Origin of the sequence: Rhodopila sp. (assembly GCF_965277825.1) — a bacterium.
Taxonomy (GTDB): Bacteria; Pseudomonadota; Alphaproteobacteria; order Acetobacterales; family Acetobacteraceae; genus Rhodopila.
Genome location: NZ_OZ255846.1, coordinates 1,802,294 through 1,817,503 on the forward strand (window position 1 = coordinate 1,802,294; position 15,210 = coordinate 1,817,503).

Sequence of the window (15,210 nt, forward strand, 5' to 3'; positions counted from 1 at the left end):
GTTACGATCCCGCCTCAACCCGCTGGGCCGCCCGCCGGCGGAACCACACCGCCAGTTGGGTGGCGATCTGGGTGGCGATGTTCTCCGCGATGCGCTTCTGTTCCGTCTCGGTCTCCAAGTCGGAGGCGAAATACTGCGAATCGAAAACGTTCAGCCCATCGACCGCCCGCGCACTACCCGCGGTCAGGGCAGAGCGTTTGTCGTCATGACCAAGCAAGGTCCAGCTCGCGGTCCCGATAAACCGCACCCTTGTGGCGATGTTCGCGGGGTCGACGGCAATGCCTTCGCCGGCGATGCCGAAGGACACCCGCAGGTTATAGCTCGCCGGCGTACCCGAATCGTCGCCGAACCGCTCCTGCAGCGCCTGGCGCAGCAACTGCCCCGGTCGTTCCGGGATGATCTCGACGAACACGTTCGACAGATCGCGCTGCGCTACACCTGGCTTGTTCGAAGCCGTCGGCATGTAAACCGGCTGAAACCCGCATCCGGCCAGCGTCAGCGGGACCAGGACTGTCGCACCCAAGGCCGAGGCAGACCCGAGGCAGACCCGACGGCGACCCATCACCCGCGTCATCCCGCGACCACAAAGTTGATGATCCGGTTGGGGACATAGATCTCCTTGACGACGCGTTTGCCTGCCAACGCCTTGGCCACGTTCTCCTCGGCCTTGGCGACCGCGAGATTGGCCTCCCGCGGCGCATCGGGGGCGACCTCGATGGTGCCGCGCAATTTGCCGCCGACCTGCACCGCATAGGTGACGCTGTCGGCCGCCAACAGCCACGGGTCGGCTTCCGGCCAGGCGAGTTCCGCGACCAGATGGCCGCTATCGGGAAACAGCCGGGCATACACCTCCTCGGCCAGGTGCGGCATCATCGGGCTGGCGAGCCGGACCAGCATCTCCACCGCCTCCCGCCGAGCCCAGGCCAGGCCGGCCTCCGAACCCCCGCCTTGCACCGCTGCGCGTTCGGCCTCGGTGATGGCGTTGGCGAGCTCGTAAAGCCGAGCCACCGCGACGTTGAAGGCGAACCCTTCCAGCGCCTCGGTCAGCGCGGCGATCGCCCGATGCGTCGCCCGCCGCAGTGTGCGCCCGGCTGGGCCAAATCCGTCCGGCATGATTTCGGCACGCACCCCGTCCAGCGCCTCGGCCAGGCGGAACACCCGCTGAGTGAACCGGAACGCCCCGGCCGCCCCGGCCTCGGTCCATTCCATGTCGCGATCCGGTGGGTTGTCGGACAGGATGAACCAGCGGGCCGTGTCGGCGCCGTATCGAGCGATGATCGCGCCCGGATCGATGGTGTTACGGCGCGACTTGCTCATTGCCTCGACCCGCCCGACGACCACCGGCTCGCCGCTATCGCGCAGCACCGCGCTGCCGTCGGCGCGCTTTTCCACCTCGTCCGGATACAGCCAGCGATTGTCCGCCGAACGATACGATTCGTGGTTCACCATGCCCTGGGTGAACAGCCCGGCGAACGGCTCGTCTACCGAGATCTGCCCGGTCGCCTTCATGCCGCGGGTGAAGAAGCGCGAATATAGCAGATGCAGGATCGCGTGCTCGATGCCGCCGATATACTGGTCCACCGGCATCCAGTGATCGACTGCCGCTTTGTCCACCGGAACGTCGGCCAGCGGGCTGCAGAATCGGGCGAAATACCAGGCGCTGTCGACAAAGGTGTCGAACGTGTCGGTCTCCCGCGTCGCTGCCGCGCCGCAGTTCGGACAACGGACGTGCTTCCAGGTCGGATGATGGTCCAGCGGATTGCCCGGCCGGTCGAACGTCACGTCATCGGGTAGCCGCACCGGCAACTGATCGTCCGGCACCGCCACCACGCCACAGGCGGCGCAATGGATCACCGGGATCGGGCAGCCCCAGTAGCGCTGCCGCGATACTCCCCAGTCGCGCAGCCGCCAGTTGGTCAGTCCCTGGCCGACTCCTTCGGCCTCCAGCCTGGCGATCACCGCGCGCTTCGCTGCAGCGACCTCCAGCCCGTCCAGGAAGCCCGAGTTGAAAATCGTGCCCGGCCCGACATAAGCCTCGTTGACCAACGAGAACGTCGCCGCGTCGGCGCCCGGCGGCAGCACCACCGGCGTCACCGCCAGCCCGTATTTGCGCGCGAACTCCATGTCACGCTGATCGTGTCCGGGGCAGCCGAAGATCGCCCCGGTGCCGTATTCCATCAGCACGAAATTGGCGATCCACACCGGATAGCTGGCGCCGGCGATGAACGGATGGGCGACACGCACGCCGGTGTCATGGCCCAGCTTCTCCCCCGCTTCGATCGTCGCCTCCGACGTGCCCCGGCTGCGGCACTCGGCAACGAACGCCGCCACCTTCGGATCGCGCGCCGCCACCGCCGCCGCCAACGGGTGCTCCGGCGCGATCGCCAGGAACGACATCCCGAACAACGTATCCGGCCGGGTGGTGTAGACCTCGACCTTGTCGCCACCGCCCTCCAGGTCGAACGCCAGCCGCGCCCCCTCGCTGCGGCCGATCCAGTTCGCCTGCATCAGCCGCACCCGCTCCGGCCAGCGGTCCATCCGCTCCAGCGCATCCAGCAGTTCGGGGGCGTATTTGGTAATGCTAAGAAACCATTGGCTCAGCAGCTTCTTCTCCACCGGCGCGCCGGAGCGCCAGCCGCGGCCGTCGATCACCTGCTCATTGGCCAGCACGGTGCCGTCCACCGGGTCCCAATTGACCCAGCTCTCCTTGCGTTCGGCCAGCCCGGCGCGCAGGAAATCCAGGAAAAGCTTCTGCTGATGGCGGTAATACTCTGGCTGGCAGGTGGCGAACTCGCGCTCCCACTCCAGCGACAGCCCCATCCGCCGCAGCTCGGCGCGCATGGCGGCGATGTTCTCGAAGGTCCACTTGGCCGGATGCACGCCGCGTTCCCGCGCGGCATTCTCCGCCGGCAGGCCGAACGCGTCCCAGCCCATCGGATGCATCACCGAGAAGCCGCGCGCCCGCTTGTAGCGCGCCACCACGTCGCCCAGCGTATAGTTGCGCACATGCCCCATGTGGATCTTGCCGCTGGGATAGGGAAACATCTCCAGCACGTAGTATTTCGGCTTTCCGTCGGTCGGCACGTCTTCGACCCGGAAGCACGCTCGGTCCGCCCAGGCCTGCTGCCATTTCGGTTCGGCGGCGGCGAAATCGTAGCGCGGCCTACCCTCCGGTGGCACCGGCTCCTGCCGCGGCGGGGTCGTGCTGGTGTCGTTCATGGGCGGATGTATCGGGTCCCGGCGCGCGACGCGCAAGTATTATGCCGACGCGGGCAGGCGGCTGAGCAGGGCGTTCGTGTCATCCTTCAGCAGCTGATCCACGGTAAATGGATTTTCAGCCGGCACGCGAGCCTCAGGGTCACCTGCCCGGATTTGCTCGACCGCATCCGCATACAGCACCGCGATATCGACCCGTTGCCTCATCGAAGGGGCCAACCTGCGTTTTGCATTGTTACGGAAGGCTGCGATTTCGCCGCGCAAGTGGCCGCACGCCGGACTATCCGGCCAAACGTTCAGCTTCAGCAGATGCACCATCATCAGGTTGAGAAAACTCTCCACCGAATGCAATTCGGACAGACCCACGTCCTCGATCTCCTCGGCGACGTTGGCCCAGTCCACGTCATTCACCCGCTCCCCGTGCCCAAGCCGGCGCAGCAGGTCGGCCTGATGCTGCGACCAGGCCAGGACGTCACGCTCGTAGAGACCATCGGGCATGGCAACGACCTTACCAAAACTACGCTGCTATGCCAACAACCCGGCTTGCCATAATCTCGGCATTAGGCGGCACATGGGCCAATGTTGGCCGCCGGCCCGATTCGGACTCGCGCCACTCTGCCACCGCCAGGGGAACATGGGTCAATGTCGAACAACGCCTCTGAGCCGCACCTGATACGCGGGGACGGAACCACGACTGGGCACCTGCTCGCATCGGTGGACGTTCCGGGAATCGCGTCAGCCGTCATCCGCGACGGCCAGCTTGAGCGCACGATCTGCCACGGCATTCGTGACGTTCGCTCAGCCTTCCCCGTCGATGAGGATACCGTCTTCGACGCGGCCTCGCTGAGCAAGCCGGTGTTCGCTCATGCCATCCTGCAGCTCTCGGACCAAGGTGTTCTGTCACTCGACGCCCCACTTGCCAACTACCTGCCCGGATACATGCCTGGCGATCAGCGGGCGTCGTCGATCACCGCCAAGCACGTCCTCAGCCACACCACAGGTCTGCCGAACTGGCGCAACGACGACCTGCCGCTCAAGACATACTTCGCGCCGGGCGAGCGGTTCAGCTACTCCGGCGAGGGCTTCCTTTACCTCCAGAAGGCGGCCGAGGCGCTGACCGGGGAGAGGCTCCACAGTCTCACGGAACGGCTGGTCTTGCGGCCGTTTGCGATGAACCGATCCAGTTTCGTCTGGGACTGGCGCTTCGACCAGAATCGCGCAACCGCGCACGATGATTTTGGCAGGCCGGCAGTCGCATGGAAGCCGGGGGAAGGAAACGCGGCCGCTACGCTCCAGACGACCGCTGTCGATTACGCCCGGTTTCTCCTCCACGTGCTCGACGGCTCGCGGCTTCGGCCCGAAACATCCCACCTTTGGCTGCACCCGCATATCGAGGTGCGGCATGCGAGGCCTCAGTCGCTAGGGTCCGAGGTCGAAGAGGTCGCGACCGGCGTCGCTTGGGGGCTGGGATGGGGTTTGGAGCCAAACGAGAGAACATTCTTCCATTGGGGCAACAACGGTGCCTTCAAGGCATTTACCGTAGGATCGATGCACAGCCGGGAGGCGCTGGTGTTCTTCATGAACGGCGCATCGGGCCTCGCCCTCATGCCTGAGATGGTCTCTGCCCTGATGCCAGGAACTCGGCCTTCTTTGACTTGGCTCGATTACGGGCGCCATGACGCCCCGGCGAGACGGATGCTTCGCTCTGCCCGCACCGGCGGGGCGGCGGCGACTTGGATACAGATGAAGGACGCCGGCTTGAGCCCGACCGACCAACTATGGATCGCCCGAGGGCTGATTGCAGCGGGTCTGGACGAAGACGGCCTCTGGCTTCGCAAGCGGATCAAACAAGCTGTCAGCGACGGTTTCCCGTAACGCTGCCGATCCGGGTCAGGAGTCCGGTTTGCCAATGACAAGGCCGCATGTCCGCGGACTATTCATGGAACAGGTGACTGACACCCCTAGACCGCCTCCAGCAACCGCCGCAGCAGCTCCACATCCTCGGCGAAATTGCCGTCGCGCTGCATCAGTTCGCTAACCCGCGACACCGCGTGCATCACCGTGGTGTGGTCGCGGTTGCCGAACTTGCGCCCGATCTCGGGCAGGCTGCGACTGGTCAACTGCTTGGCCAGATACATCGCCACCTGACGCGGCCGCGCCACCGCCCGCGCCCGCCGCGCCGAGGACATGTCGGTCAGCCGGATACTGTAATGTTCCGCCACCTTCTTCTGGATCTCCTCGATCGTCACCCGCCGGTCGTGCGCCTTCAGGATATCGTGCAGCACCTCATGCGTGGTCTCCAGCGTGATCGGGCGGTTGAACAGGTTGGCGTGCGCCACCAGACGGTTCAGCGCCCCCTCCAGCTCGCGCACGTTCGAGGTGATCTTGTGCGCCAGGAACTCCAACACCTTCACCGGCACGGCAACCCCGGCGCGCGACGCCTTGGCCTCCAGGATCGAGATCCGCAGCTCATACGTGGTGGAGTGCAGGTCGGCCACCATGCCGCAACCCAGCCGGGTGCGCAGACGGTGCTCCAGCCCCGACAGGTCCGAGGGCGACTTGTCGGCCGAGACGACGATCTGCTTGCCCTGCTCGACCAGGTAATTGAAGGTGTGGAAGAACTCTTCCTGGGTGTTGTCCTTGCCGATCAGGAACTGCAGGTCGTCGATCATCAGCACGTCGACGCTGCGCAGGTTCTCCTTGAACTCCATGGTGGACTGGCTGCGGATCGCGGCGATGAAACGGTACATGAACTTCTCGGCAGACATATAGGCAACCGATACCGGATCGGCTTTCCGATCGGTCAGTTCCCAGGCGATCGCATGCATCAGATGGGTCTTGCCCAGGCCGACGCCGCCATACAGGAACAGCGGATTGAACCCCGGGCTGGACGGATGATCGGCCACCCGCCGGGCACAGGCGTAGGCAAATTCGTTCGGCTTGCCGACCACGAAGCCGTCGAACGTGAAGCGCGGGTCGAGCGGCGCCGCCAGATCCGAGCGGTGTTCCGCTCGATCGTCGTGCCAGCCGTTCATCGTAGCCGACGGCGCGAGGGGGGTCGCTGACGGCGGCGCGAAGGAGGTCGCCGCGGGCGGCGCGATGACATTCGCGCCGGGTACCCCCAGCGAATTTTCCGATGGCACGGCCGACGCCGGGCCCAGCGGCCCAGCGGCAAGCTGCGCCCCAGCTATCGTTGCCCCTGGTATCGTTCCTCCATTCGCCGCGACCACCGCCCCGCCCAGCGCCACCGGATGATCGGCACCACGGCCAACCCGAATATCGACGCGGCGGACCGAGGGGTTCTCCGACTGCCACATCTTTCGCAGCCGGTCGCCGTAGCGGCTGGACACCCAGTCACGCAGGAACCGCGTCGGCAGGGTCACAGCAACCTCGTCGCCATCGAGCCCCGCCAGGGTCATCTGACGCAACCAGGTCCGGTAATCCACCTCACCGACCTCGACCTGCAATCGTCCTCGTATGCGGGTCCACTGCAGCGCCAGTTGCGCCACGTCCACGATCTCAGGCTCCGTCGTGGTCATTCAGAAGTCCCCCCGCATTGACATCCCGTATCAGCTCGACGCCGCAGATTCACCAGTCGAACGGCTGGCCGGGCAATCGCTCAGGCAATCCTCCCAGGTCACCCCCCTCCAGGCATTCCCAGGTGCCCACGCGGCATGCAGATTCCCATCCCCTAAACTGGGCTCAGAATTCGTTGTCACTGCTGTCCGGTTGGCAGATCGAAGTATGTCAGACTGACCGTCAGAGGCAATCACAAACTGGCAAAGCCCAGTCGAATCTAAATAAACGAAATAACATTACCATGCCGGATTTACGCCGCGTCTGGCGCAGACACGCGACTAGACCAGGCGAATAAGCATTCGCCTGGTTGCTCAGAAGGCTTGACTTTGGCAATTGGTCCAGCGGCCCGCGCACCGGGCTTCGCGGTCGACCGTTTAAAACGTTGATCAGCCGACCATCAGGCGCTGGGCAGCGCCTTGATCCGAGCCGACAGACGCGACAGCTTGCGCGCCACGGTGTTGGCATGAATCACGCCCTTGCCAGAGGCGCGTTGCATCTCCGGCTGAGCGTCCCGCAGCGCCAACGCTGCGGTCGACTTGTCGCCGCTGGAGATCGCCGTTTCAACCTTCTTGACGAAGGTTCGCATGCGCGATTTGCGCGCCTGGTTTCGCGCCGTGCGGGTCGCTGTCTGACGGATGCGCTTGCGCGCCGATGCGGTGTTGGCCATGCCCTGCTTCGATCAAAACGTTTGGAAACCAGCCCTGACCCAGAGTCCGCGACCCGGAGCCGATCTGGCGGAAGACGCGGTTTCTACGCATCGGCCCCCGAATAGTCAAGGTGATTGGCCGCGCCTCGGCAGGTTCAGCCCCCCGGAACCCCGACCGGAACCCCGACCTGCTTGGCCTTCTCCTCCGGCTCCACGTGGATGGTGATCATCAGGTGTCCCATCTCCTGTTTCAGCGTATCTTCGATGCGGTCGCAGATCCGGTGCGCCGTCGCAACCGTCATGCTTCCGGGCACCACGAGGTGGAATTCCAGGAAGGTCAGCCGCCCGGCATGGCGGGTGCGCAGGTCGTGGACCTCGATCGCCCCGGCCGCGCTGTTGGCCACCAAATCCTTGATCCGGTTCACCACCGCCGGCTCCGGCGCCGCGTCCATCAGCCCGCTGACCGAGGACGAGATCATCCGCACCCCCGACCACAGCACATAAACACCGGTGGCGACCGCCAGCAGCGGGTCGAGCACCAACTGTCCGGTCAGCACCACCAGCCCGACGCCGGCGGCGATCCCGATCGAGGTCACCACGTCGGCCAGCAGGTGGCGCCCATCGGCACTCAGCGCCGGCGAGCGCAGCCGCCGCCCCGCCGCCAGCAGCACCCAGGACCACACCGCATTGATCACCGTCGCCACCGCGTTCAGCGCGATACCGTGCAGCGGCGCATCGATCGGATGCACCCGCCACCAGCTTTGCCACGCCTGTTCGAAAATCAGCAGCGCGGCGACGCTGATCAGCACGCCCTCGACCACCGCGGCGAAGAATTCCGCCTTGTCGTGCCCATAGGGATGATTGGCGTCCGCCGGCCGCGCGGCGAACCGCAGCGCGACCAGGGCGATCAGGCTGGCGGCGACGTTGACGATGCTTTCCAGCGCGTCGGAATACAGCGCCGCGCTGCCGGTCAGCCACCATGCCGCCGCCTTCAGCCCCAGCACCAGGCAGCCGGCGACGATGCTGCCCAGGGCGTAGCGCTCCGCGTTGCTCATGTCGACCGCGCCTAGCACATCGAAATCAGCCCGTCAGCCGATAGCGGGCAGCGCCCAGACCTGCGCGCCCCACGCCTACCGCCATGCGCCCGCCCCCATGCCTGCCATTTCGTCCGGCCGCCGCCTTCAGCCCTCGTGCGCGGTTTCCAGCCGGGCCAGCCGCATCCGGTTGGCGCGCATCGGCCGCAGCACGAACAGCGCCAGCAGAACCACCACGACATTGGTGACCGCCGCCACCTGGAATACCGCCTCCCACCCGCCGGTCGCCTGCTTCAAGACATTCGCCAGCGGCACCAGGAAGGCCGACGTACCCTTCGCGGTGTAAAGAAAACTGGCATTCGCGGTGGCGTATTTCGGCCCGAACGTGTCGGTGCAGGTGGACGGGAACAGAGAGAAGATCTCGCCCCAGGTAAAGAAGATCAGTCCGGCGCACACCACGAATGCCCAGGGCGTCTGCCCGGCAACCGCCAGCAGCCAGTAGCTCAGCGCGCCGAGGCTGAACGCCAGCGCCATCGTGCTCTCCCGCCCGATGCGGTCGGACAAGGCGCCGAAGAACGGCCGGGCGAGCCCGTTCAGCACGTTGTCGATCACCAGCGCCACGCTCAGTGTGCTGGCGCCGAACAGGATCGCCGTGTTGGAAATGCCAAAGTCCTTCGCCACCGGCGCAAGCTGGGCGGTCGCCATCAGCCCGCTGGCCGACACCCCAATGAACATCACATACAGCAGCCAGAACACCGGGGACCGCAGCATCTCGGCGCTGGTCGCGCTGCTGACGCTTTGCTGCAGCCCGGGGTTGGCCTTGTTGGCCAGCACGATCGCCCGCTCCGGCCCGCGCATGAACCAGGAAACGGCCAGGATGATGATCGCCTGGCCGAGGCCGAACCACAGGAACGCTTGCGCATAGCCGGCGGCATGGATGGTCAAGCGGATCGGAACCACGGTCAGCGCCGCGCCGGCGCCGAAGCCGGCGGCGGTCAGGCCCACGGCGAGGCCGCGGCGATCGGGAAACCACTTCACCGCGTTGCCGACACAGGTAGCGTAAATCGCCCCGGCGCCGGTCCCCGACATCGCGGCGCCGACATACAGCAGCAGCAGTGACCCGGCATAGGCGTTGATCAGCCAGCCGATGCCGACCATCAGGCCGCCCACAGCAATCACCAGCCGGGGGCCAAGGCGCGGACCCAAGCGATCGACCAGGGAGCCAGCCGCCGGGGTCAGCCAGGTCTCGGTGGCGATGAAGATGCTGAATGCCCACTGAATCCCGGCCACGCCCCAGCCGTGCGCCACGTGCATCGGATCGACGAACAGCGTCCAAGCGTATTGCAGGTTGGCGATCAGCGCCATGCAGAGCACGCCCAGCCATAGCTGGACCCAGCGCCCGCTCAGAGCGGGTGCCAGGGATGTGGTTTCGGACATCTCGATCCTCCCAGGATGCCGGTTAGGCATTCGTTCTTCTGCTTTTGCCCCGGTTCCGCGTAGGCCCCGTTCTGCTTCGGCGCGCTCGACTGCGTCGGCGGCGGACCGGTCACCCATGCAACCGGTCGAACTCAACGGCCGCCGCCGGCTATCTGCGCCGCCCAGTCAGTAAAGCGCAGCGGGTCGTGCTCGTCCAGGATTGATGCGATTGACCGGACAGGATGCAATTTGGCAGTGGCGGCGGCCGCTAAGCCGCGCTATCTAGCCGCCGGGGAATCGTGGTAAAGGAGAGGCTTATGCGCCGTCTTGTAAGTGCCGTCACCGCTTTGACGATGCTATCCGCGCAACCGGTGCTGGCGCAGCGGCAATGCCCGTCGGTATCCGACCAATCGACGTTCGAGATCCAGGCGCTGCGCAGCGAACTGATGGTATTGGCGACCGGCTGCCACGACGATGCTCGCTACAATGCGTTCATCCACCGCTATCAACCCGATTTGCAGGCCAACGAACGCGCGATCGACGCCTATTTCAAGCACCGTTACGGCAGGTCCGCGCAGGTCGAGCACGATCGGTTCGTGACCGATCTGGCCAATGCGATCTCGCGCGAGGGCAGCGACATGGGCGGCGATTTCTGCAGTCGGAACGGGCTAATCTTTAACGAGGTCCTGGCGCTGCAATCAGCCAACGAACTCACTGACTACGTCGCCGGAAAGGATCTGGTGCCGGCGTCGATGGAGATTTGTCCGCCACTGGCGACCAAGGCAGCGGCGCTCGAACGTAAGAAGCCCGCAATCCTAGCCAAGAAGAAAAAGAAGTAATCACATGACACCTGCCAACCTGAGGGCGCGGTCGGCAGGATCGATCATAGGGCGCGGTCGGCGGCATCATGCTGAATAAGGCCTTGCCAGGTCTCGGGCTACCAATTTCGGGCCACCGTTCCCAACCACGGCACCTGGAAAACTGAAGCGGGCGGCCTCGCAGCGCGCCGACCGCTTCACCGTAGCCTAACTGCTGGAGTTCCGATTGCCCAGCAGTTGCAGCAGCATCATGAAAAGATTGATGAAGTTCAAATACAAGCTCAGCGCGTCATACACGCTTCGCTTGTTCGCCCCGTCGGTGCCCTCGGCGTAAGCAAACTGCAGATAGCTGGCCTTGATACGCTGCGTGTCATAGGCAGTCAGGCCGGTGAAAACCACCACGCCGATGATGCTGACCGCGAACTGCAAAGCGGTGCTCTGGAAGAACATGTTCGCCAGGCTGGCGATGATGATGCCAAACAGGCCCATCATCAGGAAGCTTCCCATCCGCGACAGGTCGGCCTTGGTGGTGTAGCCATACAGGCTGGTGGCACCGAAGGTGGCGGCGGTGATAAAGAACACCCGCACGATCGAGGCATTGGTATAGACCAGGAAGATGTTCACCAGACTGGCGCCCATCGCCGCGCAGAACGCCCAGAACAGCGCCTGAGCCGCTCGGGTCGACAGCTTGCTCACCCCCATCGACAGCACCAGCACGAATGCCAACGGCGCGAAAATCGCGATCATCGCCAACGCCGTCGGATGATGCGCCAATCCGTATTGCGTCTGCACCAGCGGATAGAACGCGTTGATCAGACTGGTATGGGCAATCGCGAACGCGATCACCCCGGTCAGCAACAGACCGGAGGCCATCCAATTGTAGACCCGCAGCATGTAAGCCCGTAGCCCGGCGTCGAAGACGGCCGTGGTAGCGGCGGATGCCCGTGGATAGGCCCCGAATTGCGGACTGTAAGCCATGGTTCCCTGATTCCTTTCGAGCGTAAGCCCGCGTTGTTATAGCCGATCCTGCGCGCCGGTAACAGTCCAGCCCCGATCGGCGTTTGTTGCCCGATCGGCGTCTGTTGATCTTCCGTCAGCGGGGCCGGACGCAGACCAGTCGGTTTGCGCTACTCGTTCCTCAGAAGTGGCGCCGGCCTTGCCCGCAAAGCCGCTGCCGTTCCAGCGTAGCCGAACAGCAGCATGAGTACGAGCGCTCCCGCAAGAGTGCAAATGAGCGTCAGCGGGAGAAAAATCCAGTCGGTGTGCATTATGTAATGAGCGACCCCAAAGCTCGCGGCCGACCCGACCGCCGCGGCGATCAGCCCCGCCACCAGGCCCAGCAATCCGAACTCGGTCAGCCAGGCGACGCGGATCTGGCCGCGCGTGGCCCCAAGCGTCTTTAGGATCACCGCCTCGCGCACCCGCCGGCGCTGCCCGGCGGCGACCGCACCGATCAGCACCAGGGTGCCGGCCAGCAGGGTCAATGCCCCGGTCGCGGTCAGCGCCGCGGCGATCTGGTTCAGCAGGCCGGCGATCGCCGCCAGCACATCCTGCACCCGGACCCCGGTGACATTGGGCAGTGCGTCGGTCACCGCGCGCAACAGCCCGCCTTGGTCGGCGTCGGCGATCCGTACCGTTGCGATATGGGTATGCGGCGCATGCGACAGCAACCCCGGGCTGGCGACCATGAAGTAGTTGATCGACAGCGACTGCCAGGCGATGTCGCGCAGATTGGCGACCGTCAGATCGATGTCCCGCCCCAGCACATTGACCCGGATTATATCGCCGAGGCCGACATGCCAGCCCTTCGCCAGACCGGCGTCGAGCGACACCAGCTCCGGCCCCTGATAGTCCGCCGGCCACCACCGGCCTTCGACCAGCCTGGTGCCCTCGGGCGGCGTGGCGGCATAGGTCAGGCCGCGGTCGCCGCGCAGCGCCCACGCGGTGTCCGCCGTGGCCGCCACCCGTTCGGCCGGAACCCCGTTGACCGCGACGACACGGGCGCGCAGCGACGGCACCTGGTGCATCTGCTGAACGCCCGGTTGCGCGCGCACGATCGCCTCGAACCGATCGAGCTGGTCGCCCTGGATATCGACGAAGAAGAAACTCGGCGCGTTGCTGGGAAGCTGGTCGCTTATCTGGTGCTGCATGTTGCCCTGGATCAGCGCCACGGCGGCCAGCGTCGACAGGCCAAGCCCGGCCGACAGCAACAGCAACGGCGTCGGCGCCCCCGGCCGATGCAGGTTTCCCACGCCCAGGCGAACCGACGGCCAGCGCACCGCCGGCGCCCACCGCGCCACCCCCATCACGCCCGACCCGCCGGCTCGGAACAGCGCCAGCGTCAACCCGGCGCCGATGCAGAAATACAACGCGAAGGCGCGGTCGGTGGCGGTGGCCACCGTCAGCCCGACCAAAGCCGCCGCCAGGCCCAGGTTGACCACGATCAGCCAGGCGGCGGGCCGCGTCGTTAATGGCAGCAGCGCGTCACGGAACAGCGCTCCGCCCGGAATCCGCGCTGCCCGCCCGAGCGGCCACAGCGCAAAGCACAGCGCGATCAGCGCCCCATACGTCGCCGCCAGCAGCAGCGGACCCGGATACACCCCAAGCACCGGGGGCACCGGCAGGATCGGCGCGAGCAACGGCGCCCCAACCACCGGCAGAGCCGCCCCAGCCGCCAGCCCGACCACGATGCCCGCCGCCGACAGCGTCAACACCTGGATCAGGCAGACCGCGAACACCAGCCGCGCCGACGCACCCAGGCAGCGCAACGTCGCGATGGTCCTCGCCCGTGCGTGCAGCCACGCGGCAACCCCGTTGGCCACACCGATGCCGCCGACCAGCAACGAGGTCAGCCCCACCAGGGTCAGGAACAGCGCGGTCTGGTCTATGAAACGGCTGACCCCGGGGGCGGCATCGGTGGGGCCGCGGATCCGCCACCCCTGATCGGGGAACTGCCGCTGAATGCGCCGCGCCAGCCCGCCCGGGTCAGCCCCCGGCCCGGCCCCCGGGTCACTCACCGTCAGCCGGATCGCGTAGCGCACCATCGCCCCGGGCGAGATCAACCCCGTCAAGGCCAACGCGCGGTCCGAGATCAGCACACGCGGACCCAGGATCGATGCGGTGGCGACCCGGTCGGGCTCGTGCGTCAGCGTGCCAGCGATGCGAAACGTGGCGGTTCCCAGCCGGACATCAGCGCCCGGATGCACGCCCAGACGCTGCAGCAGGATCGGTTCGACCAGCAGCCCATACTTACCGTCGCGCAGCCGCAGCGCGTCGGCCACCGGCTCGGGCGGCTCGACGCCGGCCGCCCCGACCAGCGGCCATTTGTCATCCACCGCCTTCAGCTCGATCAACTGCCGCTCACCATTGGCGGCAACCAGCATCGACCGCATCTGGGTCACAGCCGAGATCGTGGCACCCTGTGCGTGCAACCAGTCACGCAAGCTGCCGGGCAGCGGCTGCGACCCGCCGTCGATCTCCAGGTCGCCGCCCAGCAGCGCGCGCCCGTCGCTGGCAAGACCGGCATCGACCGCTGCCCGCAAGGTGCCGACCGCGGCGATCACCCCCACGCCCAAGGCCAGGCACAGCAGCACGATCCACAGCCCGCGCACGCCGCCGCGCAATTCGCGCCGTGCGATCGTCAGCGCCAGCCTGATGCCGTGCGCCCCTCCGCCAGTCATCACGCCGCCAGTCATCACGCCGCCAGTAGCCACGCCGCCAGCCATCAGCCGGCCACCGCCCCATCCACCCGCCCGTCCGCCACCCGCCCATCCGAAAGATGCACCTGCCGGTCGCACCGTTCGGCCAGCGCGCGGTCGTGGGTGATCAGCAGCAGCGTCGCCCCGGTGCGCCGACGCAGCGCGAACAACAGGTCGATGACGCTCTCCCCGGTGGCGTGGTCCAGGTTGCCGGTCGGCTCGTCCGCCAGCAGCAGGGCCGGCTCCGGCGCGAACGCCCTGGCCAGGGCGGTGCGCTGCTGCTCACCGCCCGAGAGCTGGCCGGGCAGATGGGTCAGCCGATGGCCCAGCCCGACCGCCTGCAACGCCGCCCCGGCTCTGCCGTCGGCATCGCGCACGCCGGCCAGTTCCAGCGGGATCGCCACGTTCTCCAGCGCCGTCATGGTCGGGATCAGGTGGAACGCCTGGAACACGATGCCGACCCGTTCGCGCCGCAACCGAGCCAGCGCATCCTCGCCCAGCCCGGTGATCTCCTGCCCACCCAGCAAAACGCTGCCCGAGGTGGCGCGTTCCAGTCCGGCCAGGACCATCAGGAGGCTGGTCTTGCCCGATCCGGACGGCCCGATCAGACTCATCGCCTCGCCCTTGGCGATATCCAGATCGACCCCACGCAATATATTGACCGGCCCGGCAGCCGACGGCACGGTCAGGTGCAGGTTCCTGATCCGCACCAGCGGCATGATCGGCGTGGCTGATAGCGGAGAGCGCGGAATGGCATCCATGAACCCTCTATATTGTGGAGCGGCATGGCGGCGGAAGGCCTG

General features: G+C 66.2%; 12 protein-coding genes. 2 read left to right on the top strand and 10 right to left on the bottom strand.

Annotated features, from left to right (window positions below; translation table 11 throughout):
• Position 1: 1 nt before the first annotated feature.
• The 3 genes from lptE to ACQY4T_RS09125 are packed head-to-tail and all read right to left on the bottom strand — an operon-like array spanning position 2 to position 3,714.
• Positions 2 to 562, bottom strand: coding sequence for an LPS assembly lipoprotein LptE (gene lptE / locus ACQY4T_RS09115; protein WP_428540488.1), 561 nt, complete (start codon positions 560 to 562; stop codon positions 2 to 4).
• Between the two features lie 8 nt (positions 563 to 570).
• A complete protein-coding gene (leuS, locus tag ACQY4T_RS09120) occupies positions 571 to 3,219 on the bottom strand; it encodes a leucine--tRNA ligase (RefSeq protein WP_428540491.1) in 2,649 nt (882 codons plus the stop codon).
• Between the two features lie 39 nt (positions 3,220 to 3,258).
• Positions 3,259 to 3,714 carry a DUF29 domain-containing protein gene (locus tag ACQY4T_RS09125; protein ID WP_428540494.1) on the bottom strand — a complete coding sequence of 152 codons (456 nt, stop codon included), beginning with the start codon at positions 3,712 to 3,714 and terminating at the stop codon, positions 3,259 to 3,261.
• A gap of 144 nt (positions 3,715 to 3,858) precedes the next feature.
• Here ACQY4T_RS09125 and ACQY4T_RS09130 point away from each other — a divergent pair, with 144 nt between their 5' ends.
• On the top strand, positions 3,859 to 5,091 hold the full coding sequence (locus ACQY4T_RS09130) for a serine hydrolase domain-containing protein (protein WP_428540497.1): 1,233 nt from the start codon (positions 3,859 to 3,861) through the stop codon (positions 5,089 to 5,091).
• An 86-nt stretch (positions 5,092 to 5,177) separates the two neighbouring features.
• Here ACQY4T_RS09130 and dnaA read toward each other — a convergent pair whose 3' ends face one another.
• The 4 genes from dnaA to oxlT form a co-directional block, all read right to left on the bottom strand.
• Positions 5,178 to 6,755, bottom strand: coding sequence for a chromosomal replication initiator protein DnaA (dnaA, locus tag ACQY4T_RS09135; RefSeq protein WP_428540500.1), 1,578 nt, complete (start codon positions 6,753 to 6,755; stop codon positions 5,178 to 5,180).
• A gap of 437 nt (positions 6,756 to 7,192) precedes the next feature.
• Positions 7,193 to 7,462, bottom strand: a complete 270-nt coding sequence (gene rpsT / locus ACQY4T_RS09140) for a 30S ribosomal protein S20 (RefSeq protein WP_428540503.1) — start codon at positions 7,460 to 7,462, stop codon at positions 7,193 to 7,195.
• A 134-nt stretch (positions 7,463 to 7,596) separates the two neighbouring features.
• Positions 7,597 to 8,496 (bottom strand): cation diffusion facilitator family transporter, encoded by a 900-nt coding sequence (locus ACQY4T_RS09145; protein ID WP_428540506.1) that lies wholly within the window; start codon positions 8,494 to 8,496, stop codon positions 7,597 to 7,599.
• 126 nt (positions 8,497 to 8,622) lie between these two features.
• On the bottom strand, positions 8,623 to 9,912 hold the full coding sequence (gene oxlT, locus ACQY4T_RS09150) for an oxalate/formate MFS antiporter (RefSeq protein ID WP_428540509.1): 1,290 nt from the start codon (positions 9,910 to 9,912) through the stop codon (positions 8,623 to 8,625).
• A 350-nt stretch (positions 9,913 to 10,262) separates the two neighbouring features.
• On the opposite strand from oxlT, the gene ACQY4T_RS09155 reads away from it, so the two are divergent.
• Positions 10,263 to 10,730 carry a hypothetical protein gene (locus ACQY4T_RS09155; protein ID WP_428540512.1) on the top strand — a complete coding sequence of 156 codons (468 nt, stop codon included), beginning with the start codon at positions 10,263 to 10,265 and terminating at the stop codon, positions 10,728 to 10,730.
• Between the two features lie 186 nt (positions 10,731 to 10,916).
• Here the strand turns inward: ACQY4T_RS09155 and ACQY4T_RS09160 are convergent, their stop codons facing one another.
• The 3 genes from ACQY4T_RS09160 to ACQY4T_RS09170 all read right to left on the bottom strand — a co-directional run bounded on the left by ACQY4T_RS09160 (position 10,917) and on the right by ACQY4T_RS09170 (position 15,168).
• Positions 10,917 to 11,687, bottom strand: coding sequence for a Bax inhibitor-1/YccA family protein (locus ACQY4T_RS09160; RefSeq protein WP_428540515.1), 771 nt, complete (start codon positions 11,685 to 11,687; stop codon positions 10,917 to 10,919).
• A 149-nt stretch (positions 11,688 to 11,836) separates the two neighbouring features.
• Positions 11,837 to 14,434, bottom strand: coding sequence for an ABC transporter permease (locus ACQY4T_RS09165; RefSeq protein ID WP_428540518.1), 2,598 nt, complete (start codon positions 14,432 to 14,434; stop codon positions 11,837 to 11,839).
• Positions 14,434 to 15,168, bottom strand: coding sequence for an ABC transporter ATP-binding protein (locus ACQY4T_RS09170; RefSeq protein WP_428540521.1), 735 nt, complete (start codon positions 15,166 to 15,168; stop codon positions 14,434 to 14,436). Before ACQY4T_RS09170 ends, ACQY4T_RS09165 begins: the two co-directional genes overlap by 1 nt.
• Positions 15,169 to 15,210: the final 42 nt, after the last annotated feature.

Bases quoted from the DNA above. Each gene is read 5' to 3' on its own strand.
- ACQY4T_RS09160 (WP_428540515.1), bottom strand. From the start codon at position 11,687: ATGGCTTACAGTCCGCAATTCGGGGCCTATCCACGGGCATCCGCCGCT.
- lptE (WP_428540488.1), bottom strand. From the start codon at position 562: ATGGGTCGCCGTCGGGTCTGCCTCGGGTCTGCCTCGGCCTTGGGTGCG.
- oxlT (WP_428540509.1), bottom strand. From the start codon at position 9,912: ATGTCCGAAACCACATCCCTGGCACCCGCTCTGAGCGGGCGCTGGGTC.
- rpsT (WP_428540503.1), bottom strand. From the start codon at position 7,462: ATGGCCAACACCGCATCGGCGCGCAAGCGCATCCGTCAGACAGCGACC.
- ACQY4T_RS09125 (WP_428540494.1), bottom strand. From the start codon at position 3,714: ATGCCCGATGGTCTCTACGAGCGTGACGTCCTGGCCTGGTCGCAGCAT.
- ACQY4T_RS09170 (WP_428540521.1), bottom strand. From the start codon at position 15,168: ATGGATGCCATTCCGCGCTCTCCGCTATCAGCCACGCCGATCATGCCG.
- ACQY4T_RS09130 (WP_428540497.1), top strand. From the start codon at position 3,859: ATGTCGAACAACGCCTCTGAGCCGCACCTGATACGCGGGGACGGAACC.
- ACQY4T_RS09165 (WP_428540518.1), bottom strand. From the start codon at position 14,434: ATGGCTGGCGGCGTGGCTACTGGCGGCGTGATGACTGGCGGCGTGATG.
- ACQY4T_RS09145 (WP_428540506.1), bottom strand. From the start codon at position 8,496: ATGAGCAACGCGGAGCGCTACGCCCTGGGCAGCATCGTCGCCGGCTGC.
- leuS (WP_428540491.1), bottom strand. From the start codon at position 3,219: ATGAACGACACCAGCACGACCCCGCCGCGGCAGGAGCCGGTGCCACCG.
- dnaA (WP_428540500.1), bottom strand. From the start codon at position 6,755: ATGACCACGACGGAGCCTGAGATCGTGGACGTGGCGCAACTGGCGCTG.